Annotated in this window: 22 protein-coding genes and 1 pseudogene; 12 read left to right on the top strand and 11 right to left on the bottom strand. The window is 43.6% G+C overall.

All coding sequences use genetic code 11. The features are described from left to right. Positions 1–97 precede the first annotated feature (97 nt). The 5 genes and pseudogenes from BLT53_RS18250 to BLT53_RS25820 form a co-directional block, all read right to left on the bottom strand. Positions 98–670, bottom strand: coding sequence for a sporulation delaying protein family toxin (locus tag BLT53_RS18250; RefSeq protein WP_090237221.1), 573 nt, complete (start codon positions 668–670; stop codon positions 98–100). Continuing rightward, positions 667–1,596 carry a sporulation-delaying protein SdpB family protein gene (locus tag BLT53_RS18255; protein ID WP_090237222.1) on the bottom strand — a complete coding sequence of 310 codons (930 nt, stop codon included), beginning with the start codon at positions 1,594–1,596 and terminating at the stop codon, positions 667–669. Before BLT53_RS18255 ends, BLT53_RS18250 begins: the two co-directional genes overlap by 4 nt. Beyond that, positions 1,581–2,120 carry an SdpA family antimicrobial peptide system protein gene (locus tag BLT53_RS18260; RefSeq protein ID WP_244520500.1) on the bottom strand — a complete coding sequence of 180 codons (540 nt, stop codon included), beginning with the start codon at positions 2,118–2,120 and terminating at the stop codon, positions 1,581–1,583. Before BLT53_RS18260 ends, BLT53_RS18255 begins: the two co-directional genes overlap by 16 nt. A 309-nt stretch (positions 2,121–2,429) precedes the next feature. After that, on the bottom strand, positions 2,430–3,446 hold the full coding sequence (locus BLT53_RS18265; protein WP_170834422.1) for a tetratricopeptide repeat protein: 1,017 nt from the start codon (positions 3,444–3,446) through the stop codon (positions 2,430–2,432). A 66-nt stretch (positions 3,447–3,512) separates the two neighbouring features. Continuing rightward, a pseudogene (locus BLT53_RS25820) lies at positions 3,513–3,665 on the bottom strand (helix-turn-helix domain-containing protein); the annotation flags it as partial. 219 nt (positions 3,666–3,884) lie between these two features. On the opposite strand from BLT53_RS25820, the gene ypfJ reads away from it, so the two are divergent. Next, the gene (gene ypfJ / locus BLT53_RS18270; RefSeq protein ID WP_090237225.1) at positions 3,885–4,724 is read left to right on the top strand and encodes a KPN_02809 family neutral zinc metallopeptidase; all 840 of its coding nucleotides are present in this window, start codon (positions 3,885–3,887) and stop codon (positions 4,722–4,724) included. A gap of 128 nt (positions 4,725–4,852) precedes the next feature. Here the strand turns inward: ypfJ and BLT53_RS18275 are convergent, their stop codons facing one another. Then, positions 4,853–6,352 carry a sodium:solute symporter family protein gene (locus BLT53_RS18275; protein ID WP_090237227.1) on the bottom strand — a complete coding sequence of 500 codons (1,500 nt, stop codon included), beginning with the start codon at positions 6,350–6,352 and terminating at the stop codon, positions 4,853–4,855. Between the two features lies 1 nt (position 6,353). Continuing rightward, the gene (locus BLT53_RS18280; protein WP_425284713.1) at positions 6,354–6,554 is read right to left on the bottom strand and encodes a DUF3311 domain-containing protein; all 201 of its coding nucleotides are present in this window, start codon (positions 6,552–6,554) and stop codon (positions 6,354–6,356) included. A 250-nt stretch (positions 6,555–6,804) separates the two neighbouring features. Between BLT53_RS18280 and BLT53_RS18285 the strand changes: the two genes are divergently transcribed. Continuing rightward, positions 6,805–7,404 carry a DedA family protein gene (locus tag BLT53_RS18285; RefSeq protein WP_170834423.1) on the top strand — a complete coding sequence of 200 codons (600 nt, stop codon included), beginning with the start codon at positions 6,805–6,807 and terminating at the stop codon, positions 7,402–7,404. 35 nt (positions 7,405–7,439) lie between these two features. Here BLT53_RS18285 and BLT53_RS18290 read toward each other — a convergent pair whose 3' ends face one another. The 3 genes from BLT53_RS18290 to BLT53_RS18300 are packed head-to-tail and all read right to left on the bottom strand — an operon-like array spanning position 7,440 to position 10,129. Next, positions 7,440–7,979, bottom strand: a complete 540-nt coding sequence (locus BLT53_RS18290) for a histidine phosphatase family protein (protein WP_090237546.1) — start codon at positions 7,977–7,979, stop codon at positions 7,440–7,442. Positions 7,980–8,002: 23 nt separating this feature from the next. After that, positions 8,003–8,599 (bottom strand): TetR/AcrR family transcriptional regulator, encoded by a 597-nt coding sequence (locus tag BLT53_RS18295; RefSeq protein ID WP_090237232.1) that lies wholly within the window; start codon positions 8,597–8,599, stop codon positions 8,003–8,005. A gap of 42 nt (positions 8,600–8,641) precedes the next feature. Continuing rightward, positions 8,642–10,129, bottom strand: a complete 1,488-nt coding sequence (locus tag BLT53_RS18300) for an FAD-dependent oxidoreductase (protein ID WP_090237233.1) — start codon at positions 10,127–10,129, stop codon at positions 8,642–8,644. A 179-nt stretch (positions 10,130–10,308) separates the two neighbouring features. Between BLT53_RS18300 and deoR the strand changes: the two genes are divergently transcribed. The 10 genes from deoR to BLT53_RS18350 all read left to right on the top strand — a co-directional run bounded on the left by deoR (position 10,309) and on the right by BLT53_RS18350 (position 19,972). Then, a complete protein-coding gene (gene deoR, locus BLT53_RS18305; protein WP_170834424.1) occupies positions 10,309–11,250 on the top strand; it encodes a DNA-binding transcriptional repressor DeoR in 942 nt (313 codons plus the stop codon). A 156-nt stretch (positions 11,251–11,406) separates the two neighbouring features. Further along, positions 11,407–12,084 carry a deoxyribose-phosphate aldolase gene (deoC, locus tag BLT53_RS18310; RefSeq protein WP_090237236.1) on the top strand — a complete coding sequence of 226 codons (678 nt, stop codon included), beginning with the start codon at positions 11,407–11,409 and terminating at the stop codon, positions 12,082–12,084. A gap of 39 nt (positions 12,085–12,123) precedes the next feature. After that, entirely contained in the window at positions 12,124–12,519 is a 396-nt protein-coding gene (locus tag BLT53_RS18315) for a cytidine deaminase (RefSeq protein WP_090237238.1), read from the top strand. Positions 12,520–12,564: 45 nt separating this feature from the next. Then, positions 12,565–13,746, top strand: coding sequence for a NupC/NupG family nucleoside CNT transporter (locus tag BLT53_RS18320; protein WP_090237239.1), 1,182 nt, complete (start codon positions 12,565–12,567; stop codon positions 13,744–13,746). A 116-nt stretch (positions 13,747–13,862) separates the two neighbouring features. After that, a complete protein-coding gene (locus tag BLT53_RS18325) occupies positions 13,863–14,495 on the top strand; it encodes an AmiS/UreI family transporter (protein WP_090237241.1) in 633 nt (210 codons plus the stop codon). A gap of 91 nt (positions 14,496–14,586) precedes the next feature. Beyond that, positions 14,587–15,165, top strand: a complete 579-nt coding sequence (locus BLT53_RS18330; protein ID WP_090237243.1) for a YdeI/OmpD-associated family protein — start codon at positions 14,587–14,589, stop codon at positions 15,163–15,165. Between the two features lie 23 nt (positions 15,166–15,188). Beyond that, a complete protein-coding gene (locus BLT53_RS18335; RefSeq protein WP_090237548.1) occupies positions 15,189–15,881 on the top strand; it encodes a pseudouridine synthase in 693 nt (230 codons plus the stop codon). A gap of 18 nt (positions 15,882–15,899) precedes the next feature. Beyond that, positions 15,900–16,769, top strand: a complete 870-nt coding sequence (locus BLT53_RS18340) for an SPL family radical SAM protein (RefSeq protein ID WP_090237244.1) — start codon at positions 15,900–15,902, stop codon at positions 16,767–16,769. 157 nt (positions 16,770–16,926) lie between these two features. Beyond that, positions 16,927–17,865 (top strand): transporter substrate-binding domain-containing protein, encoded by a 939-nt coding sequence (locus tag BLT53_RS18345; RefSeq protein ID WP_244520501.1) that lies wholly within the window; start codon positions 16,927–16,929, stop codon positions 17,863–17,865. A gap of 229 nt (positions 17,866–18,094) precedes the next feature. Beyond that, on the top strand, positions 18,095–19,972 hold the full coding sequence (locus BLT53_RS18350; protein ID WP_244520502.1) for a Xaa-Pro dipeptidyl-peptidase: 1,878 nt from the start codon (positions 18,095–18,097) through the stop codon (positions 19,970–19,972). 191 nt (positions 19,973–20,163) lie between these two features. Here the strand turns inward: BLT53_RS18350 and BLT53_RS18355 are convergent, their stop codons facing one another. Beyond that, positions 20,164–20,955, bottom strand: coding sequence for a peptidoglycan-binding protein (locus tag BLT53_RS18355; protein WP_090237246.1), 792 nt, complete (start codon positions 20,953–20,955; stop codon positions 20,164–20,166). Positions 20,956–21,339: the final 384 nt, after the last annotated feature.

Consider the following 21,339-nt stretch of genomic DNA (forward strand, 5'->3'; position numbering starts at 1 on the left):
AAAAAAGAAATTATTGTAGGTAAAACCGATTATTTCCAAAAACAAGAAAGGTGCAAAGAGTGGATGAAGCTCTCTGCACCTGTTCTCAATCCTATGATTAGTTGACTTCTTCCAGCAATGAGCGGATTGCCATCTCTCTGTTTGTATCGTCTTTCTTGGCAATTGGAGTGATATCAATGGCGAAGAGAACCAATATGATACCCGCTGCTGCAGCGGCTGCATAGTAATAGTAGTAGTACCATTCAACGGAAACCGTGGCAGCCGCGCCTACGACACCATCACTTTTTGCCATCTTTTTTTGCTGTTCAGTTATGTCGGCCTCGATGATCTTACCGCCATCTTTTAGCAGTTTATCCACTTTTGCAGGGTTTTTGGAGTAAACGGCTTTTTGCAGTTTGTTAAAGTAGGATGGATCCTCTTTTTTAATTTCTTTCATGATTTTATTGGCGAATTTCTTGGACTCCTTAGAATTTAGCTTCTCAACGGTTGATTTATTAAATACTTCATCCATCTTTTGACCTAAATCCCCTTGTGCAAATACAAAACCTTTGAAAAGTTCTTCACCCGAATACTTTAGATTTTGTGCCTGAACAGTCTTGCCTGACCCCTGAGAGAATGCGACCCCAAAAACCAAGGCCAATGTGAGCAGAGATAAAACGATTTTCTTCAAACTACTTCCTCCTCCATCTTTTTAAATTTGGTCTTGCTATTTCCAGCAAATAATTTGCCAAAAACCGAGTCAATAGGTACCAAATACAGGATTAATATACCGGTCATGACCATGGAGAAACTGATAAGACCTAGCATAAGGGCGAATATTTCATGCATTGATACAGCAATGATAAAAATGGTCTTCCACTGTTTTCTTGGTGCAAAGAGAGAACAGAAAATAACAATTTGTACCAGGAGGGTGCCCCATGTGGGAATAACGACCAAAGGACTTCCAATGATTCCATGGGTGATCTGGTCAAAAAAAGTATTAAATCCCACTGTCTTTTCTCGAGAGTAATAATAAACAGCAGTTCCATCGATCCATTCGGAATTTTTAAGCTTTGCAACCGTTGAATGAAAATAAATAACTGCAACTTGCAACCGGATAAAAAAGTAGGATACATAAGCAATAATTTTTGAATAAATTCCTGGATTGAATCGATTTTCGTTGATGCTCCAATGCCATTTTCTTGGGTCGGTAAGGGTAATGGGAAGCAGCAAAAATGAAATGACAGCTGCAGCTTGTTCACCGCCATCGATTACGACCATGGAGGCTTGCATACTGTAGGCCACATACCAATGAAGAATCCCGGTAATACGCGGTCTCCAGCCAATGGCGACAATAAAAAGAAGAATGATGAATATCCATCGAATAATATTGAGAGAACCATAATCATTTTGCGCAAAGCAGAATGCACTATATCCTGTTTCACATATTGGAAAGTCATTGGAAGCAGAAGAGGGTTTAAAGAGAATTTCAGGTTTATTGACGATTAACGTAAGCATACTGGAAAGTGCTATAATGCTCCGAGCCAGCCCATAGACATTTGTCCATGGCGTGGAAGTTTTCCAAGAGGCAATAAGATGTTCTATTTTTTGATACATTTGACATCCGCCCTTACGATTTCTTTTATTTCTGTTCCGGAATTACTGTATTTAAAATAGCTCCATGGAACAATCTCTTCTTTTGTAAAGAAGTATTCGCCACACAACAGGGGGCTTGGGGCCTTATTGGTTAAGGTGACCTTCTTTGCAAGATTTTCGCAATCCCCCAGGCTGTTATTCTTGCACTTCTTCCAGTCTTTTTTTGAGATTTGCATTGAAAGTGCCCCCATCTCAACACCTTGTGACCTTCCTTTTCGATACAGGCCCAATGCGTTTTCAATCCGCATGGTGGGAAAGAGGACATCAAGGCTTTCGGCATTGGCAGTATGCATTCCCAACAATGAATCTCTTGGACTCTTACTGAAGAATCCCCATCCTTGCGGGAGAATAGAGGCAAACAGGATTTTTGTATCCTTACTAATGGGAAGGGGAGTTGTTCCTAAACCAGATAAAATAGAGGAAGTGAAGAGGCCTCCCCATAGCACAGAAAATAGAATGAAAACAATGGCCGTTTTTTTAATCACTCGATCCCTCCGTAACGAAATATTTATTACATAAAAAATACCATTATATTGAATATTTTGGTATTGAAAAAATTAGGCCCCTTTATGCTGACTCAGTTGTGCTTTCGACAAATTTTTTTATCAACCCATCAAGGCAAAAAAAAAGACCTAATGGTCTTTTTAGCATCATCCTGGAGATTAAATATCAGGAAATTCTTCATCAAAAAGTGGTGGTTCCAACGTAGTAAGATCAAGGTTGACCGCAAAAGTTATAAGCATAAACGAAAAATACAATAAACTAATAAATTTGTTCATTTTTTATTCGCTCCTTTAGTTGTATTCTATTTTTAATTCATAGGCTTTACTATAATAATCGCTAGCCTTTTTATACCTTTTATTACGATAGTAGCTTTGAGCTAAGAGTTCATAGCATCTTCCAATATTAAATACATCATTTTTATATTGAAAGAAAGGGACCGCCTTTTTCTCGAGAAATTCTAAATAGCCAGGCTCATTATGCTTTTCTTCAAGTTGAAATTCAAGTGTCTTTAACAGGTAATAGGTATCATCGTTTTCGCATGGAGATAATCCCAGCCCTTTTTTTAGCCATTTGCGGCTTTCATCTATTCTGCTGCATGTGTAAAGTTCTCTTGCTAATAAATATAGCGTATGCCTTCTCTCTGTTAACTCGGTGCACTCTTGCAGGGACTTTAAGAAGTAAAGAATGGCTTCTTCTGAATTCTTTTGTCTTTGATAGACACACCCAAGATTATGATAGATTTTGCTTAAAAGGTGGCGGGAATTTTGTAAGCTATTTACACCATTTAAGGCTTTTTCAAAATATGATTTTGCTGTTTCATGTTCTTTGATACGGTTATAGTTGATGCCCAATAAGATATAACAGTCAACCATTTTGTAGATCAACATGTGTTGATTGAAAGATTCCAATGCTTTTTCTGTGTTAACAATAGATAAGGTCATTCTGCCAAGTTTTCCGTAGATCAAGCCAAGCTGATAGTAAAATTCAGGTTCCTTAACCGTCTGTTTTGCTCTGAAAAAATCGTTTAAAGCCTGCTGTATATTTCCGTTCAAGTATTCGTAAAGGCCGTTAAAGTAGTAATAATAGGCTGATAATTCATTGGAGAGACAGCTAATGTAATGTTTGACTCTGCTTAAATGATATTTTGCATCATTATACAGATGTGATAACAGGAAATGCCGGCTGCTGACAAGATGGAAAGAGGCTAAAATATCAATATCATCGATACCTGTAACCTCGTCTTTGATATTTTGGTAGTACCTTTCGGATAATGAATGATCTCGAAGTTTTATGGCTTCGTACCACATTTTCAGCTCTTGTTTGAAGGTCAAATCGGAAGAGGACTGTACAAACATTGAGTATTCAATACCCAAGCGTGCACACAATAATTGTAGAATCTGTTCAGAAGGGTCAATGATGTTGTTTTCTACTTTACTTAAATAGGTTATAGAACATATACCATCTGTGAGCTCTCTTTGAGTAAGCTGTTTGATTTCTCTAAAATATTTAATTTTTTCTCCTCTGATTTCTCACACCCCCTTTTTATAACAGTAATAGGTTAATTATGTATATTAAACCACTTATTACCTACATTACCACAAAAATGTTTCTAATTTTACAAAAAATGATAAAAAAAACAAACTTTTAAGAAGAAGGGATTTGAAAGGAACTTAAATTTGGGGCGATAACTCCCTCCTTATGGGGTATATTCACTAGTAACTGAACTTGCTGCTGGGAGGATGCGTATGAAATGGAAAGATAGAAGACAAAGTACAAATGTTGAAGACAGACGAGGAATGGGAGGAAAAACACTGGTTGGCGGCGGAATTGGCGGGATTGTTCTTGTGCTTGTTGTCCTGCTGCTTGGTGGAAACCCAAGTGATGTGCTGAACAGCGTAAGCACGACCAGTACAGAAAACACTTCTGCCCCCTATGAAGAATCTGATCAGGAAAAGGAATTGGCTTCATTTGTGTCGGTGGTTCTTGCCGACACAGAAGATGTCTGGGAAAAAGAGTTTGAGGAAGAAGGGAAAGAGTATAAAAATCCAAAGCTGGTTTTGTATAACGGCACCGTTCAATCGGCATGCGGAACCGCGGGTTCATCCGTCGGCCCGTTTTACTGTCCGGGTGATCAGAAGCTTTACATTGATTTGAGCTTTTATCAGGAGCTTAAAAACGAGTTCCATGCACCGGGAGACTTTGCCATGGCATATGTGATTGCCCATGAAGTAGGGCACCATGTGCAAAATCTGCTGGGAACAATGGACCAGGGCTCACGGCAAAACTTGAGCAAAACCCAGGCGAATGCCCAATCGGTGCGTGTCGAGCTCCAGGCCGATTATTTTGCAGGAGTATGGGCCCATGAGGCACAAGGCATGGACCTCCTTGAAAAAGGAGATGTAGAAGAAGCCATCAAGGCGGCCAGTGCGGTAGGGGATGATACCCTGCAAAAAAAGGCCCAGGGTTATGCAGTGCCGGAAAGTTTTACGCACGGAACCTCGGAGCAGCGGATGCGCTGGTTTAGCAAAGGATTGAAAAACGGCACCATTGAAGGCGGCGATACCTTTCATGCCAAGAACTTATGATTTTATAAATGTTCATTTTTTAAAAAAAATGGTCTGGGGAGCCATTGTGTAAAGGATCATCATCAACTGCTATAAGCAACAAAGGGTTACGAAAAAAGACCACCCGGGTCACCGGGGGGTCTTTTCTGTTAAGCTCCTTTTTTGGCAAGGGAGGTTTCTTTTGCTTTTTTGTTAAACAAGAACTCTTTTACCGGGTTAGTGTTGCTCTTTGCTTTTTTTACAAAAAGTGGATTAAGTACAACGATCGCGAGGAAATTCGCAGCAAGTCCCCAGAACCCTTCATAGATGCCATAGGAATTGCCAGTGCCGTATACGGTAAATGTTGTGGCCAGTCCAACAAGCAAACCAATGATTGTCGCTTCCCTTGTTTGGTTTTTCCAGAAAAGGCTGATGACAATCGCCGGGAAGATCTGCACCATGCCGGAAACACCGAGCAGCTGTAGGGAAACAAGAGCACTTGGAAAGACCAGGCCGAACAAAAGGGCCAGTCCGATGACGACAAATACCATACCCCTTGTAATCATGGTAAGACGTGAAGGTTTAACCTTGGGGTTAATCCAATCACGGTAAATGTTATTGGCAAACAGGTTGGATGCCCCGATGGCCATGATGGAACATGGAATCAGGGAAGCCAGGGCAATGGTCGAATACGCCAGTCCCTGTGCGACACCGCCATAGGAAGACTGGATCAGTGTCAATAGCGCAAAACGTGGGTCCGTTCCCTTCGGAAGCACAAGAAAAGCGATGAATCCAAGGAAAATCACAAGAATAAGAACGATATTATAAAGCGGCAGGAACATCGCATTTTTGCGGAGTGAATCTGCACTTTTTGCTGTGAAAACGCCGGTTGCTGCGTGTGCCCACATAAACAGGGCTAGCGCAGAAACGAGTGAAGCAGTGATGAACCAAGGGATCCCCTTTGGGCCGTCGGTTGGTATGGTTAAAAGCTGAGGTGCCTCCTTAACGATACGGTCCATCATTGGGGTCCAGCCTCCAAAGTGAATCATCGGAAGAGACACGACCATAAACAGCATGATGGCCCAAACCAAGACGTCTTTTATTATCGCAGTGTATGTTGGTCCTTTAATACCGCTGAAAAAGGTGTACAACGCAACCAGCAGGAAGGAAGTGATGACCACAACCTTTACATTGATAAAGCCGGTACCTGCAATTTGCAGTGTATCCTGGATACCGCTGAGCTGCAGACAGATATAAGGAATCAGCATGAGTACGCCAACGATTGCAATAAGAATAGATAGAAGCTTACTGTCAAAACGCTCTCTTGCGTAATCAGCCAATGTTGTTAATTTATGATGATTAGCCACCTTCCAAAGCTTTGGAAGAAAAAAGTAAGAGATAAAAAAGGCGAGTACAGAATACGGAATCGCAAAAAAAGCGAGGCTTCCTCCTGTATAGGCTGTACTGGTAAGACCCAGGAAGGTGTAGGCGGTATACAGATCCGCACCTACAAGAAACCAGACGAGCAGGCCGCCGAAGCGTCTTCCGCCAACCGACCACTCTTCTACAGAGCTGCGGACTTTTTTATCACGGCCGGAAAGGAAGCCGATGAGCACTACGGTTAAAATGATAAAAATGGTGATAGACAGTGCTGTTAAATTGCCTTGCATGTTACTCCAAGCCTCCCTTTGATTTCTGAAGTTGATAGATGCCATAGGTGCATAAAGGGGTTAAAACGATCCACAAAAATAACCAGAAGTGGAAAAACGGCAACCCAAAAATGATGGGGCCAATCTTGTTGACAAAAGGCAATAAAGCCAGCTGCGCAACGAAAGGAAGCAGAACCAGTATAGTTAATATCCCTTTTTTCATGATGACGAGACTCCTTCTACGGTGAATTCAATGTTCATTATCATACCAGCAAAAAACTGGCAGTACAAGGGTAATTGAGTAAATTGTTAAAATATTTCGTATTGAGCGAAAATGGTAAGGCTTACATTGGTGGAGGAGGAAAATAATGCTCGGGGAGTACATCATTTATATCTGGGGTCTCTGGGTGGGAACCGGCTCATTTGCTTATACTTGAATTAACGTTGAATGGATAATGAGGTGGATGGTTTTGTTGGAGTGGATTACTAGGTTGTTTGAAGAATGGGGAGTTTGGGGCATTTTGTTTTCCCAGCTGCTTGAAGGAAGTTCTTTTCCATTTGTCGGTTCTGCGTTTATGGTGACCGCTGGTATTCTGATGGATTTGAACCGGTTGGATATTGTATGGATTTCACTGGGCGGGAGCCTTTTTTACACAGTCGGAAGCTATATTCCGTATTTCATTGGGCTAAAACTCGGCAAGTCCGCTGAAAGAAAAATGAGTTCTGATAAGCGGGCCAAACTGGACAAAACAAAGAAGGCCATACGAAAGTACGGAAATTGGTGCGTAGCTGTACTAAGTCCTCTCCCGATTGGAAATGTGGTTCCTTATTTTGCAGGAATGTCCAAGATGAACATTTGGAAGTATTCACTGTTGACCGTCATAGGCACTTTTCCTGCTACTCTTCTTTTTTTAGGCATCGGGTATTTTTATTCAGGAGAAAAGGGTAGGGCGATGGACGTGATCCTGCTGTTACAGGTCATCTTTTTTATCGCTTTTACGGTTATCACCCTCCTTATCACGGTGATGAAGTTTATTGGGAAACGCAAACCAAATAAACAAAAAAACTTCTGAGTTTCGACAAGCGAAAACCAGAAGTTTCTCATGCTTCAATTCTCAAATACATAGACTTTCCCATGTTCAATGTGCCGGCCAAGCTGGGGACCTTTATAGCCACGCTTCAGCAGTTCTTTACGCATGAACATCATCACACCGCCATGGCAGACAATTAAAACATCGTCCTCCTGATGCGCGGTGATGCGGTCCACCGTATTGCTGATCTGCTGGAGAACTTCTTGTTTGCCAGGGTTCTGTGAGGGGTGTTTCATCAGCCAGGCCATCCGGATAAACAAGAGATGGACGGGCAGAGGAAGCCTGATGTTTGAACGAAAGAAAGGAGAGAGCTTGATTTCTCTCAATTCATCCAAAAATGTAATCTCTCCCTTAAACACCCGCCGAGCCGTGATTTCGGCTCTCGATAGATTGCTTGAATAGCACGTCTTCCAATCTACACCTCCGAGCTCAACTTCAGATTCTTCCACCTCGGAAGCATCATATTCATCCACCCACTTCAGCAGGTCTTGCGATGAAAATAAACCGCTGGGATAGCCTCTTGTTACTTTGAAATGTCGCATCAATCCGATTCGCATCCACAATACCTCAGGTCTCTTTATTATTGGGGACGTGTGAACATCCTCATCAATAGTTCCACCCGCGGAAGCTGAAACCCTTTTATTTTGGGAATATTTAAGGTCATCAAACCGGATATGACGGTAAAATAACAGGAAATTAATTCGCTGATATCTCCTTCTGCCAAATCTCCGTTTTTTTGGCCTTCTTCAAACACAGGCTTCAGCATGTCGACATACATATCCATGGATGCATATTCAAGAAGCGCTTTTGCTTTTTCAGGCACCTCATCTGAGGTTCGCACCTGATGCATAAGCAAAAAATACAGCTGTCCGTCTTCATCAAGAATTTCTTCGGTCAGCCTTGTTAACTTTTCAAGAGGAGATCCCGGCATTTGGTGAATCTGTCTGGTTCCTTCAATCGATCCCTGAATGGCGCGTTCCACCAAGGTGATGAACAGTTCGTCTTTGGAAGTAAAATAGCGATACATCAGGCCTTGGCTGATGCCCGCTTCCTCGCTGATCATGCTCATCTTTGTACCGATCAGTCCTCTGCGGGCAAAGACCTTGAGAGCGGCGGACAAGATTTGTTCGCGCCGTTCGTCACGTTTTTGCTGAAGCTGTTCTTCGTTTAATGGCAAATGTATTCACTCCTGTAGTTGTTGCTTCTTAGGAAAAGTATATCAATTCTCGCGTCGAACCTCTAATTTGTTCATTTTCTCCGGAGCAAAGATTTCTTCCGAAAAATCGGGAAGGATATCCCTAAGTGCGTTTTCCAGCGAATTTCCATTTTTCAATTGATCCAGCTCGTTTTGGCCGGATGGGGAAGAAGACAGGACGATTTGAACCATTTCCGGATTGAAGATTGCTTTCGGGGAAACCGACAGGGTATTGACTGCCCAGTATAGTCCATACAGCTTCCAGTCCTGTTTTTCTGTGGCATATTTTAAGTAAAAATCCATATAGGTTTGACCAAATTCGATTCCTTTCAGAGGCTGGGCACCCTCGTAACCGACACCCTCCCAGCGTAAATCAGCTGCACAGTTCAGCCACCAGGCGGCTTCAATCACATGCTGGAATTTTTTCAGCATGGTCCGCTCAAAACCGGTTTTAGGGGGATCAGAATCATTACGACCCAACTCTTTATACAGCAGTTCAGCTTCTATTGCAGCTACTGTCATTCCCTGGCCAAAGATTGGGTCAAAGTTGCTGTACGCATCTCCCAAAACAAGCAAACCAGGTGGCCAGTTTACCATTTGGTCAAAATGATGGCGGAATAAACAGGGTACCCGAAAGCCTTTCGGCGGGGTAATGGGCTCAAGCCCGGAAATCAATTCGGAAATAAGGGGGCTTGGAAGCCTGCCGATTTCCCTTTCAAACTGATCAGGATCGCTCGGTGGAAACACACCGTCCGGACGATACAGGATCGTTTCGGCCACCTGGTTTTCAATAAATGAAAAGGCACCCAGGAATGTCTTGCCAGGAGTTCCGCCAACATTAACGGCATCCCATTTGTCGGCCAGATGTTCCTTGCCGGGAGGAAGTTTATACCTTCGTGTGCTGTATCCGATGTTTGCTGTCATTTTATCAGGAAGAGGAACGGTAAAGCCTAGATCAACGAGCCATTGCGATAGCTTGGAAGTTCTTCCGCTTGTATCTATGACCAAATCGGCTTCGATCGGAAAAGGCGACAGGTCTGTTTCACGGTCACGGGCCAGCACTCCTGTAATTCTGTCGGTTTCAGAGGACGCGGTGAGAGAAAGGACATCATGCTTTTGTAAAAAGTGGATGTTATCGATTTTTCTGACCCGTTCCCGTATCACATATTCAAGTACGGCCCGGCTGAATTTAATATCGTTTCTTGGATAAGGACTGACCATGGTACCGAACTGGTTGTGTTGATGAATGATTTTATTAAGAGAAGAAGGGGCGCCATGTGAAACCAGATCTTGTTCATAATCAGGAAAAAAACGATCAATAATAGCTTTGCCTCGCGGAGTTATACGGTGGGGATGGAACGCCTGAGGTGTGCCGTTGCGATGCTCCGGGCCGTCCGGAAATGTATCTTTTTCAACAATCAGCACTTTGGAACAAAAATCGGATAAAACGCGTGCTGCCAGCAGGCCGCCTATGCTTCCGCCAATAACCAATCCCGTTTTCAGGTTTTTCATCATTCAATCTCCTCTCGTTTTATGAATGAACGGTTCATTCATTTATAAGATATGGGCTTTTAGTGGTTTAGTCAACCAATTTCTAGAAATAATGAATAATGGATCATTTTACATATGTTCACTAGTGGTGAAATTTTGTTAATATATATAAAAGAAAGATGAAATGGCGGTGGGATAGCGTGGAACAAGATAAATTGAAGAAGGTAATTGAAGCAGCGAAGCTTTATTATTTGCTGGACTACAATCAGAATCAAATTGCAGCGGAAATGGGAATATCACGGCCCACTGTTTCAAGACTGCTTCAGCTTGCCAAAAGCGAAGGGATCGTTCAGATTAAAATCATGGATCCCGAAAACGACATTGAGCAACTGTCAAGCGAACTTGAACAGAAGTTTCATCTAAAGAAGGCCATTGTGGCTTCTATTCCTCAATATGACAGCGGTCTTATAAAAGAAGAACTCGGTGAAAAAGCTGCAGCCTATCTTTATGAGACAACACAAGATGGGGATGTAATTGGGGTCACATGGGGAACGACACTTTATAATGTGGCCTGCCATCTGAAACAGAAATTCGTAAAGGACGTGAAGGTTGTTCAGTTAAAAGGCGGTATCAGCCATTCGGAAACACACACCTATCACTCCGAAGTGCTGAGCTTATTTGGCAAAGCGTATAACACCGTGCCCATTTATTTGCCGCTTCCGGCCATTGTGGACCACGTCGTTGTGAAACAGGCAATGGAGGCAGACCGGCACATTAAACGGATCCTGGACTTAGGGAAAGAAGCCAACATCGCCGTGTTTACGATTGGCGCAGTCAAATCCGAGTCTCTCCTGTTCCAGCTGGGCTACTTTTCCGAGGAAGACCAAAAACAAATCCGTTCGAAAGCAGCAGGTGACCTCTGTTCCCGGTTTATCGATGAAAATGGCGAGATCCTTAACGCTGACATCAATGAACGGACACTTGGGATTGATTTAAAAGAGCTGAAAAAAAAGGATCATTCCATTTTGGTTGCCGGTGGACAGCAAAAAGTAGAGGGCATATGTGCAGCGCTTAAAGGCGGCTATGCCAATGTTCTCGTAACCGACCAGTTTACAGCACGGTCATTGCTGGATAAATGCTAGCTGTCCCTCCTGCGATTTTTTATTGGAAAAAAATACTTTTACATTTGTTCAGTTTGTTATTTACAATTGTTCATAAGCTTGGTATAGTGTTCATGCAAACCAAAAATCGCGACTGAAAGCGTTTTATCATTTTCAAAAAAGAAGGGAACAATCAGTATGTCCAACACTAATTTAGTTCAAATGATCGATCATACATTGTTAAAAGCGGATGCAACACTTGAACAAATCGAAGTTCTTGCTCAGGAAGCAAAAGAATACAAATTTGCTTCTGTTTGTGTAAATCCGACTTGGGTGAAAACAGCAGCTGAAGTTCTAAAAGATACACCGGAAGTCAAAGTATGTACGGTTATCGGATTCCCTCTTGGAGCATCAACTCCTGAAGTTAAAGCATTTGAAACAAAAAATGCGATCGAAAACGGTGCAAACGAAGTTGACATGGTGATCAACATCGGAGCGTTGAAAAGCAAACAGTATGACGCAGTTGAAAATGACATTAAAGCCGTTGTTGAAGCTGCCAAGGGCAAAGCGTTGACAAAGGTGATCATTGAAACTTCACTGCTTACTGATGAAGAAAAAGTAATGGCTTGTGAATTGTCTGTTAAAGCAGGAGCTGACTTTGTTAAAACATCTACAGGATTTTCTACAGGAGGAGCAACTCCAGAAGATGTAGCCCTCATGAGGAAAACCGTTGGACCAGATGTAGGCGTTAAAGCATCAGGTGGCGTTCGCAGCCTTGAAGATGCACAAAACGTAGTAAATGCAGGTGCAACTCGTATCGGTGCGAGCTCGGGTGTTGCTATCGCAAAAGGTCAGACGTCTAATAGCTCTTATTAATTCATAAACAAAAAAACCATCTGGAATGGAGAATGCCATATGGAAACAAAAGCATTAGTTGAAAAAGCAATTGAAGCCCGTCAGAAGGCTTATGTTCCGTATTCAAAATTTCAGGTTGGCGCAGCATTGCTGACCGGGGACGATTCATTGTTCCTCGGTTGCAATATTGAAAACGCTTCTTTTGGCATGACAAACTGTGCTGAAAGAACAGCGATATTTAAAGCGGTTTCAGAAGGCCAACAGAAAATAAAAGCCATTGCGGTTGTCGGTGATACTGAAGGACCAATCTCTCCTTGTGGAGCATGCCGCCAGGTTATTGCAGAATTTTGCGATGAAAATACAAAAATTATTCTTTCCAATCTTAAAGGTGATACCAAGGAAACATCGATTCATGAGCTTTTGCCAGGATTCTTTTCTTCAAAAGATTTAGCATAGTTTCTCACCTCACCTTGCCAAATAACAACTTAGGAGAAATGACTTATGACATATATTATTGCGATTCTAGGGCTTGTTGTTGTACTGGGCTTAGCACTGCTTGCATCCAACAACCGCAAACAGGTCAATTATAAGCCGATTGCCATTATGATCGTTCTGCAGCTCATTCTGGCCTACATTCTATTAAATACAAAGTTTGGTCTGGTTGTCATTAAAGCGTTTGCCGGTGTGTTTGAAAAGCTGCTTAAATATGCAGCGGCCGGTGTTGACTTTGTCTTCGGCGGCATCGCCAACGATGGTCAGGCGCCGTTCTTTTTGACGGTATTGCTTCCAATCGTATTTATTTCTGTATTGATCGGGATTTTCCAATACATTAAAGTCCTTCCGCTCATTATGAGGGCCATTGGATTTGTCCTCAGTAAAGTAAACGGGATGGGTAAACTCGAATCCTACAATGCCATCGCTTCTGCTATGGTTGGACAATCCGAAGTCTTCATTACTGTGAAAAAGCAATTGGGACGTATCCCGGAGCACCGCTTGTACACACTCTGTGCATCAGCGATGTCTACGGTTTCCATGTCAATCGTTGGTGCCTACATGACCATGATTGAACCGAAATATGTGGTAACTGCACTTGTGCTAAACCTTTTTGGCGGATTCATTATTGCTTCGATTATCAATCCGTATAAAGTGGACGAAAACGAAGATATTCTTGAAGTACAGGAAGAAGAAAAGCAATCTTTCTTCGAAATGCTTGGAGAATACATCATGGACGGCTTTAAGGTTGCGATTATCGTAGGTGCCATGCTGATTGGTTTTGTTGCCTTAATGGCAGCGATCGATAGTGTGTTTGATTTGATTTTCGGTGTTACCTTCCAGCACGTGCTTGGGTATATCTTTGCTCCGGTTGCCTTCATCATGGGTGTGCCCTGGGCAGAAGCGGTTTCTGCCGGCGGAATTATGGCGACCAAATTGGTTACAAACGAGTTCGTAGCGATGATTCAGCTTGGAAAAGTACAAGAGGCCATGAGCCCTCGTACATTGGGGATCATCTCTGTATTCCTTGTATCCTTCGCTAACTTCTCATCCATCGGAATTATCGCCGGTGCGGTTAAAGGACTAAGTGAAAAGCAAGGAAACGTGGTTGCACGTTTTGGACTGAAGCTTCTTTATGGAGCAACGCTTGTGAGCGTCCTTTCAGCCATCATTGTAAGTTTCATTCTTTAAGTTAAATTTTAAAAGATCAAGCAGGCATATCCCTTTCTGCTCCGTGCGGAGGGATCTGCTTTTTCTTTTTTTAAGTGAGGTGTAAGCGGCCGGCTGAACGTTAGTCGGCAAATGATATGGGAGACGTAGGTTTATTTCTTTCAGGAGCGGCCCTATTCTTAAATAGCTTTATGCTTTTCGGTAAAGCCGATGGCAAGAGTGTTGGATATTTTAACTTGTTTGTTGGAGTGCTTCAGGTGGTTATCCCTTTTTACCTGATCGTGATCTCGGATCAACAGCATTGGACTGTCTTTAATTTGGCTTCGATCTTTTTATTCGGGCTGACGTATTTATTTGTTGGTGTTACAAATGTGAAAGGCCTTCACGGCAGCGGCCTTGGCTATTATTCGTTATGGGTTTCAGTTATCGCAATCCTTTATGCTGTTGTGTCGTTCCTGAAATTCCATGATACAGTCGGCAGTTTGACTTGGGTGGCATGGGCCTATTTATGGTTCCTGTTCTTCCTTTCAGGTGCTTTAAACAAAAAGATTGATACGTATATTGGCAAGGTTGCCTTCGTGCAGTCGTGGGTGACGTTGACTTTCCCTGCTCTTCTTTCCCTGGCAGGAGTATGGAAAAAACAGGCTGTTTCACAGGCTTGGACATATGTGCTTATTGCATCGTTCGTATACTTTATCGTTTGCACGATTCAGCTGGTATTGAGTTCACAGAAAAAAGAAAAACGTTTGGAAGTACAGGCGGCTTCTTAATTCCAAAGAAATTCTCTCGAAGGATCGGGAGGATTTCTTTTTTCTTTGACGTAGTACTTCATCAACGATTAGAGAACGGAGGCGGAAAAGGATGGCTAAAGAAGAGCTTGAGGCCGTATGGTTTGAAAGTCAGCAATCATTAGAAAAATGGCTTGAAGAGCATCATGATTCATCCCCGGGCATTCGGATTCATATTGCGAAAAAGAATTCAGGCAAGGCAACGCCGAGCTATGCTGAAGCTGTGGAAAGCGCCTTATGCTACGGATGGATTGACAGCCGGAAGGAAAAATATGATGATCAAACATGGCTGCAGCGGTTTACGCCGAGAGGGCCAAAAAGCATCTGGTCAAAAGTGAATAAGGAGAAGGCTGAAGAACTCCTGACGGCGGGGAGGATGAGACCTCCCGGACTCCGGGCCATTGAAATGGCGAAGGAAAACGGGCTTTGGGAAAACGCTTATTCTCCACAAAGCGAGAAGACGCTGCCAGTGGATTTTCAAAAAGCGCTTGATCAGCGGCCAAACGCAAAAACTTATTTTGAAACGTTAAACAGCCAGAACCGATATGCCATTCTTTTCAGGCTTCAGACAGCAAAGAAACCGGAAACCCGGATGAAACGGATGAATCAATTCTTGGAGATGCTTGAAAAAGGCGAGAAGATTTATCCTTAAAATAATAAGGAAGCAGGAAAATGATGAGGATTAACCAATACATCAGTCAGGCAATGGCCATCTCCAGAAAGCAAACAGACAGGTATATTAAAGCAGGAAGGATTACTCTTAATGGGGCAGTATGCGAGATGGGACAGATTGTTGGGCCTGGTGACATCGTGCGAATTGATGGGAAAATCATTAAAAATAGGGTAAACTTTGTGTACATTATGCTAAATAAACCGGCCGGTATAACGTGTACGGCCGCCTCACATATTGAAGGAAACATTATTGATTTTGTTGGTTACCAAGAGCGGATTTTTCCTGTCGGCCGTTTGGACAAAGCTTCAGAAGGATTGATTTTGATGACCAATGACGGTGAGCTGTCTCATGCTATATCACATGGAGATTACAATCATGAAAAGGAATACCTGGTAACACTTGATAAGCCCTTTAGCAATGAATTCATTTCAGGAATGGCACAAGGGGTACAGATCCCTGGTGCGGTTACAAAGCCGTGTGTGGTTGAGCGGATGAGCGATGATGAATTTCGCATCATTTTGACTCAGGGATTAAACCGGCAAATCCGGAGAATGTGCCGGGCGTTTGGCTATACCGTTATTAAACTGGAACGCATCCGGATTATGGGCATTCCTTTGGGTGATTTGCCAAGGGGCCAGTGGCGGCAATTGACAGAGGAAGAGGTCAACGGCATTAAAAATGAGCTGATTCTCTAAAGGAAGGAGGCATACAGGATGAAAGCAGAGCTGAAGGATATTGTATCGAAAAGTATATTAACTCCCGGTGTAGGGCAACTCGATGATTTTACGCACTCCCTGAATCCGTATGCCGGCTGTACCTTTGCGTGTTCCTACTGCTATGTAAGGCAGCTTCCCATCTCCCTCTATCGTGAGGAGGAGTGGGGAACATGGGTGGACATCAAAACAAATGCAGCTGATTTGCTGCGGCAGGAGCTCTCAAAGGCTAGAAGGAAAGGGCCAGTCACCATTTTTATGGCGTCATCTACAGATCCATATCAGCCATTGGAGCATGAAACAAAGCTGACCCGTTCACTGCTCGAAGTTATGCTCGAGCTGCCGCCCGATTTTCTTCACGTTCAGACACGTTCACCTTTGGTTAAACGCGATATTGACCTTTTTAAGCAATTTGGTGATCACGTGCGGGTGTCCATGACCATCGAAACAGATAAAGAAGACATCCGAAAAGCATTTGCTCCCACAGCTCCGCCAATCCCGGCCAGAATGCAGGCGCTCCGGGAAATTAAAGAAGCGGGCATCACCACGCAGGCGAGCCTGTCTCCGTTGCTGCCCTGCTCAAAGGAGTTTCCACAAAAACTGAAGCCCCTCGCGGACCGGGTGACGATTGATGATTTTTGGATGGGAGACGGCAGCGGCGGCAAACGGACCGAGCGCCTCGGCATTTCTGACATCTACAGACGCACGGGAATGAAAAAGTGGTATAACCCTTCCGCTTATAAAGTGGTTTTGAAGATGATGCAGGAACAAATCGGTGATCAAGTAGAGGTCATGCTTTCAAAAGACGGTTTTACACCCATTCCAGAAAAACGGGAGGCAGGAATTGGTGAAAATTTGACCTTTTTCTAATGGTAAAAAGCACAGCAGCCGCTGTGCTTTTTTTGTGTGGAATACGGGACTTTTTTCTCCAGACTAAATAACCATTTTCTTGAATTTTCAGAAAACATATGTACTTGCTCTTCCACTCTATGAATAATGGACGTATCACATAGAATGGAGGATGCATATGCACAGCAAAAGAATTGGGAAGTGGGTGGCCATACTCGCTTTCATCGCCGGTCTTGGTTTTGGGGGAATGAAATTTACTTCGGCAACAAAGGAAGGAGAATTGGAGTGGAACGGGAGACAGCTTAGTACCCTGGAGGTCAATGGCAAGCCGTATGTGCCGGCTAATGAATTGGCCAGTGCATCAGGAAGTGTACTGCATAAAAAGAGAAACCATTATACCGTGGCTTCGAGATTGGACCGTATTATGAAAAAAGGGGTTATTCGTATAGGAACGACAGGGGACTATAAGCCGTTTACCTTTTACAACCCAGATACCAAAACGTTTGAAGGGTTTGATATTGAAGCAGCTGAACGGATGGCCAAGGATCTCGGCGTTAAGGTCAAGTTTGTAAAAACCTCATGGCCCACACTCATGGATGATCTGCTGGATGACAAGTTTGATATTGCAGTCGGCGGGGTGAGCCGGAATACAGAACGCCAAAAGACGGCACAATTAACACGGCCGTATTTGAATGAAGGCAAATCGCCATTAATCCGAATGGAGGATAAGGAAAGGTTCACGAGCCTGGAGGCGATTGATCAGCCTGATGTAACGATTGGCGTCAATCCTGGTGGAACCAATCAAAAGTTTGTTGATGCCCACATTAAAAAGGCAAAGATCATGGTGGTGCAAAATAACCTTGATATCCCACATATGGTCGCCGAAGGAAAAGTGGATGTGATGATCACAGACAGCACCGAAGCAATGTATTATGCCAGCAGGGATTCCCGTCTGTATGCGGCGCTTACCGACAAAACATTCACGAAAAGCCAGAAAGCGTATCTGATCCCAAGAGGCGATTCCGTTTATGAAAACTGGGTGAACCTCTGGATGGATGAAATGGAACTGCAGGGTGAATTTGACCGGCTTAAGGACAAGTATATCTTTAATAATTAATCTAATCGAAGGCGACTTAGAAATTTGGAGTCGCCTTATTTTTTTAGGCTGAAAGACACAGAACCATAAGGATACCAGTTGAACGAAAATATCGAACCAGCTCAAATGCTGCCTTTTGATGTCGAAAGAATAATTATTTTGCACGCATGATTTTAAGGCCAAATGCCCTATTTGTATGTAAAAAACTGGATTACCATTAAGAGGTAAGACAAAAGAAGGAGGAATGTGAGTGAAAGTCAAATCAAAGTTTCTGAAGCTTTTTGTAACCGGAACGGCCCTGTTCTCCATGAGTTTACCTTCCTATGTGCATGCCCAGACAAATACGTCCTCTGTTAAAACGCAATCAGACCCGACTCTGTCACAGCCAAAATATGCCTACAGTGATGCCATTCGTGAAACCGTATTTGTGGAATCACAGCTCGACACCGACAACAATGGAAAAAAAGACCGGATTGCCATGGACATTATCCGTCCTAAGGAAACGGAAGGCTCGCTCCGGGTACCTGTCATTATGGATGCCTCACCTTATTATGAACGATTGGGACGAGGCAACGAGTCCGAAGTCAAGGACAAAGACAAAGACGGCATCAATGAAATGTTTCCGCTCTGGTATGACAATTATTTTGTGCCGCGCGGCTATGCGGTGGCCCAACCGGAAATGGTCGGCACCAACCAGTCGGACGGATGCCCGACAACAGGAGGGCCTGAAGAGATCGAAAGCATTAAAGCGACCATCGACTGGCTGAATGGCCGGACCAAAGCATGGAATAAAGACGGAAGAGAAGTAGAAGCTTACTGGACAGATGGAAAAGTAGGCATGATCGGAAAATCGTATGACGGCACGCTTGCCAATGGTGTGGCAGCGACCGGGGTTGAGGGACTAAAGACCATTGTCCCAATCGGTGCGATCAGTTCCTGGTACGACTATTACCGTTATGGAGGGATTCCTTATTACAAAGGAGGGCCTTCCGGGCTTGCCCGAACCGTCGTTAATTCCAAGCGGCAGGCGCAATGCGAACCGGTCCGCCAGCAGCTTCTTCAGGAATCAGATGATGCAACTGGAGATTACAATTCATTCTGGGATGAGAGAAACTACATAAATGATGTGAAGAACGTGAAGGCGAGTGTCTTTCTGATCCATGGCTTGAACGATTACAATGTTAAAACCTATCAGTTCTCCCGCTGGTGGGCAGAGCTTGCCAAACAAAATGTTCCGCGAAAAATCTGGCTGGCACAGACCGGACATGTGGATCCATTTGATTTCCGTCGTTCAGAATGGGTAGATACGCTTCATCAATGGTTTGATTATTGGCTGAAGGACATGAAAAACGACATCATGGATGAACCAATGGCAGATATTGAAAGGTCCGCGGATACCTGGAAAACGTATTCCACATGGCCGGACAAGAAGGCGAAGTACGTGAAAATCAATCTGGCTGCGAATAAAAAGGGAGAAACCGGAGAGCTCACCAAACACTCTATTTTGAAGAGCCCTTCCATCTCCTTTACGGATAATCCTTTGTTAACAGAAGAGCAGCTCATCCAGCCAGATGCCTCTCTTAATAAAAACAGACTGCTGTTTTTATCGGAGCCACTTTTACAGAGTGTCCGTTTCAGCGGAACGCCGAAAATGGAGCTTAGTGTAGCGACCAATGCGGAGGATACGAATTTTACAGCGTACCTGGTTGATTATGGAACAGATACGAGAGTAGACCATGAAAGCAGAGGAGAAGGCATCACGACTCTGACTGAGGAAGACTGCTGGGGTGAGAGTTACGGCGCAGATGACGCCTGCTATAAAAAGGCCGTAAAGAGCACCCATACCTCCGATTACGAGATCGTGACCCGAAGCTGGATGGATGCTCAAAACTATCAATCTCTTTCTGTGACCACACTGCTGAATCCAGGCAAACCGTATCAGGTGCGATGGGATGTCCTGCCGGAAGACTATATTTTTAAGGCGGGTCACCGTATCGGCCTTGTGATCGCAGGCAGTGATGACAACTGGACCGTACCGGATTCAACCAAAGCGGAAAATACGATTCTGCTTCCAAGAAGCTCCTTGCGGCTTCCGGTTGTAGGCGGAGCAAAATCGATAGACTTTTAGTGGTTAAAGCTGACCCAGTAAATGCACTATGGTGCATTTTATCCGGGTCAGCTTTTCTATTATTTTTTCTTCTTTTTTAGCAGTTTTGCTTCCGTATCATAAAGATAGCCGATTTTCCGGTGATTCCATCACACGGGACAATAAAAAGTCCCGGGATACAGCCGTCAGGCTACCCGGGATCAGGTATTGCTTTAGTTTTCATACACCGTTACTTTTACGTCTTTACGGCCCCAGTTGATGGCATCTCCATGGTCAGCGATGAACACATCAAGCATTTTTCCGTTAATGCCGCCGCCAATATCAGCAGCAATGGCTGTACCATAGCCTTCAACGACAACTTTTGATCCAAGTGGGATCACATTCGGATCGACAGCGACCACTTTCCCGTTGCTGTATTTCTTCAGATCAATACCCATTTTTGTCTTACCGGAACAGCCATCACAGTCCGCTGTGTAAGCCGAACTGTTCACCGTGAAGCTTCTGGTGGAGTAAGAAGGGCTTTTTTGGCGTAGTTTTTTGTATGTACTCGGGCCTGCGATGCCATCGGGTGAAAGTCCATGGTTTTTTTGGAATGAAGCTACTGCTGAAACCGTGCCGTCTCCATAAATGCCGTCAACTGTGGAGCTATATGAGTTCCAAGCCTTTAGCAGTCGCTGAAGTTCGATGACAGGTTTGCCGATATCCCCTTTGCGCAGTACTTTAATTTTATTAATCGTTTCCGATCCTGCAATTCCATCCACTTTTATACGGGATTGGGTTTGAAATTGCTCCACAGCGTTTTTCGTAATCGGTCCATAGTATCCTGTAGCGGTATGATACGGAAAGACGCCCTTTGTCATTAAATACTCCTGAAGATCAACCACATCACTGTTGCTTGATCCTTGTGACAGCATGCGGCTGCCTAAAGCGGCACTGCTATGTCCAGGAAACAATAAGCCTGTACAGAGGACTGCCGCCATGAAAAGTCCCAACCATTTTTTCATCGTATTTCTCCCCTTTGTCATTCGTAATAAATCCTCTAAGTTGTTCGTCAAGAAATGACAATATAGGGGGAATTCTGGCATAAACGCTTCTATTTTCCTATAAACTTTACAATATCAGCCAAGGTCTGTTTGCTGGTTTTTCCAGGAGGGTAATTCTAGTAATGAAAGTGCAGCGATGAATCTTTCTTCTTCTGTTACTGCCTTTTCTTCCACTTCGGTCTTTATCTACGTCTTAAGTCTTAGGCGTTTTACGTTTACAGGGCAATGGAGAAAATGAGGATCATGCGGTATGGTAAAGGTAGAGGAAAGTAAAATATTTCTAAAAATGAAACTCAAGTCTGTTCTGTTCGTAGTAATAGAAAAGACATGAAGTCGGGAGCGATT

Source organism: Fictibacillus solisalsi, assembly GCF_900103485.1.
GTDB lineage: Bacteria > Bacillota > Bacilli > Bacillales > Fictibacillaceae > Fictibacillus_C > Fictibacillus_C solisalsi.

What these genes read in the sequence shown, in the direction of transcription:
- BLT53_RS18330 (WP_090237243.1), top strand. Translation starts at nt 14,587, where the DNA reads ATGGCTAAAGAAGAGCTTGAGGCCGTATGGTTTGAAAGTCAGCAATCA.
- ypfJ (WP_090237225.1), top strand. Translation starts at nt 3,885, where the DNA reads ATGAAATGGAAAGATAGAAGACAAAGTACAAATGTTGAAGACAGACGA.
- BLT53_RS18280 (WP_425284713.1), bottom strand. Translation starts at nt 6,554, where the DNA reads ATGAAAAAAGGGATATTAACTATACTGGTTCTGCTTCCTTTCGTTGCG.
- deoC (WP_090237236.1), top strand. Translation starts at nt 11,407, where the DNA reads ATGTCCAACACTAATTTAGTTCAAATGATCGATCATACATTGTTAAAA.
- BLT53_RS18265 (WP_170834422.1), bottom strand. Translation starts at nt 3,446, where the DNA reads ATGTGGTACGAAGCCATAAAACTTCGAGATCATTCATTATCCGAAAGG.
- BLT53_RS18300 (WP_090237233.1), bottom strand. Translation starts at nt 10,129, where the DNA reads ATGAAAAACCTGAAAACGGGATTGGTTATTGGCGGAAGCATAGGCGGC.
- BLT53_RS18275 (WP_090237227.1), bottom strand. Translation starts at nt 6,352, where the DNA reads ATGCAAGGCAATTTAACAGCACTGTCTATCACCATTTTTATCATTTTA.
- BLT53_RS18345 (WP_244520501.1), top strand. Translation starts at nt 16,927, where the DNA reads ATGCACAGCAAAAGAATTGGGAAGTGGGTGGCCATACTCGCTTTCATC.
- BLT53_RS18255 (WP_090237222.1), bottom strand. Translation starts at nt 1,596, where the DNA reads ATGTATCAAAAAATAGAACATCTTATTGCCTCTTGGAAAACTTCCACG.
- BLT53_RS18355 (WP_090237246.1), bottom strand. Translation starts at nt 20,955, where the DNA reads ATGAAAAAATGGTTGGGACTTTTCATGGCGGCAGTCCTCTGTACAGGC.
- BLT53_RS18325 (WP_090237241.1), top strand. Translation starts at nt 13,863, where the DNA reads ATGGGAGACGTAGGTTTATTTCTTTCAGGAGCGGCCCTATTCTTAAAT.
- BLT53_RS18335 (WP_090237548.1), top strand. Translation starts at nt 15,189, where the DNA reads ATGAGGATTAACCAATACATCAGTCAGGCAATGGCCATCTCCAGAAAG.
- BLT53_RS18315 (WP_090237238.1), top strand. Translation starts at nt 12,124, where the DNA reads ATGGAAACAAAAGCATTAGTTGAAAAAGCAATTGAAGCCCGTCAGAAG.
- BLT53_RS18290 (WP_090237546.1), bottom strand. Translation starts at nt 7,979, where the DNA reads ATGCGAATCGGATTGATGCGACATTTCAAAGTAACAAGAGGCTATCCC.
- BLT53_RS18320 (WP_090237239.1), top strand. Translation starts at nt 12,565, where the DNA reads ATGACATATATTATTGCGATTCTAGGGCTTGTTGTTGTACTGGGCTTA.
- BLT53_RS18340 (WP_090237244.1), top strand. Translation starts at nt 15,900, where the DNA reads ATGAAAGCAGAGCTGAAGGATATTGTATCGAAAAGTATATTAACTCCC.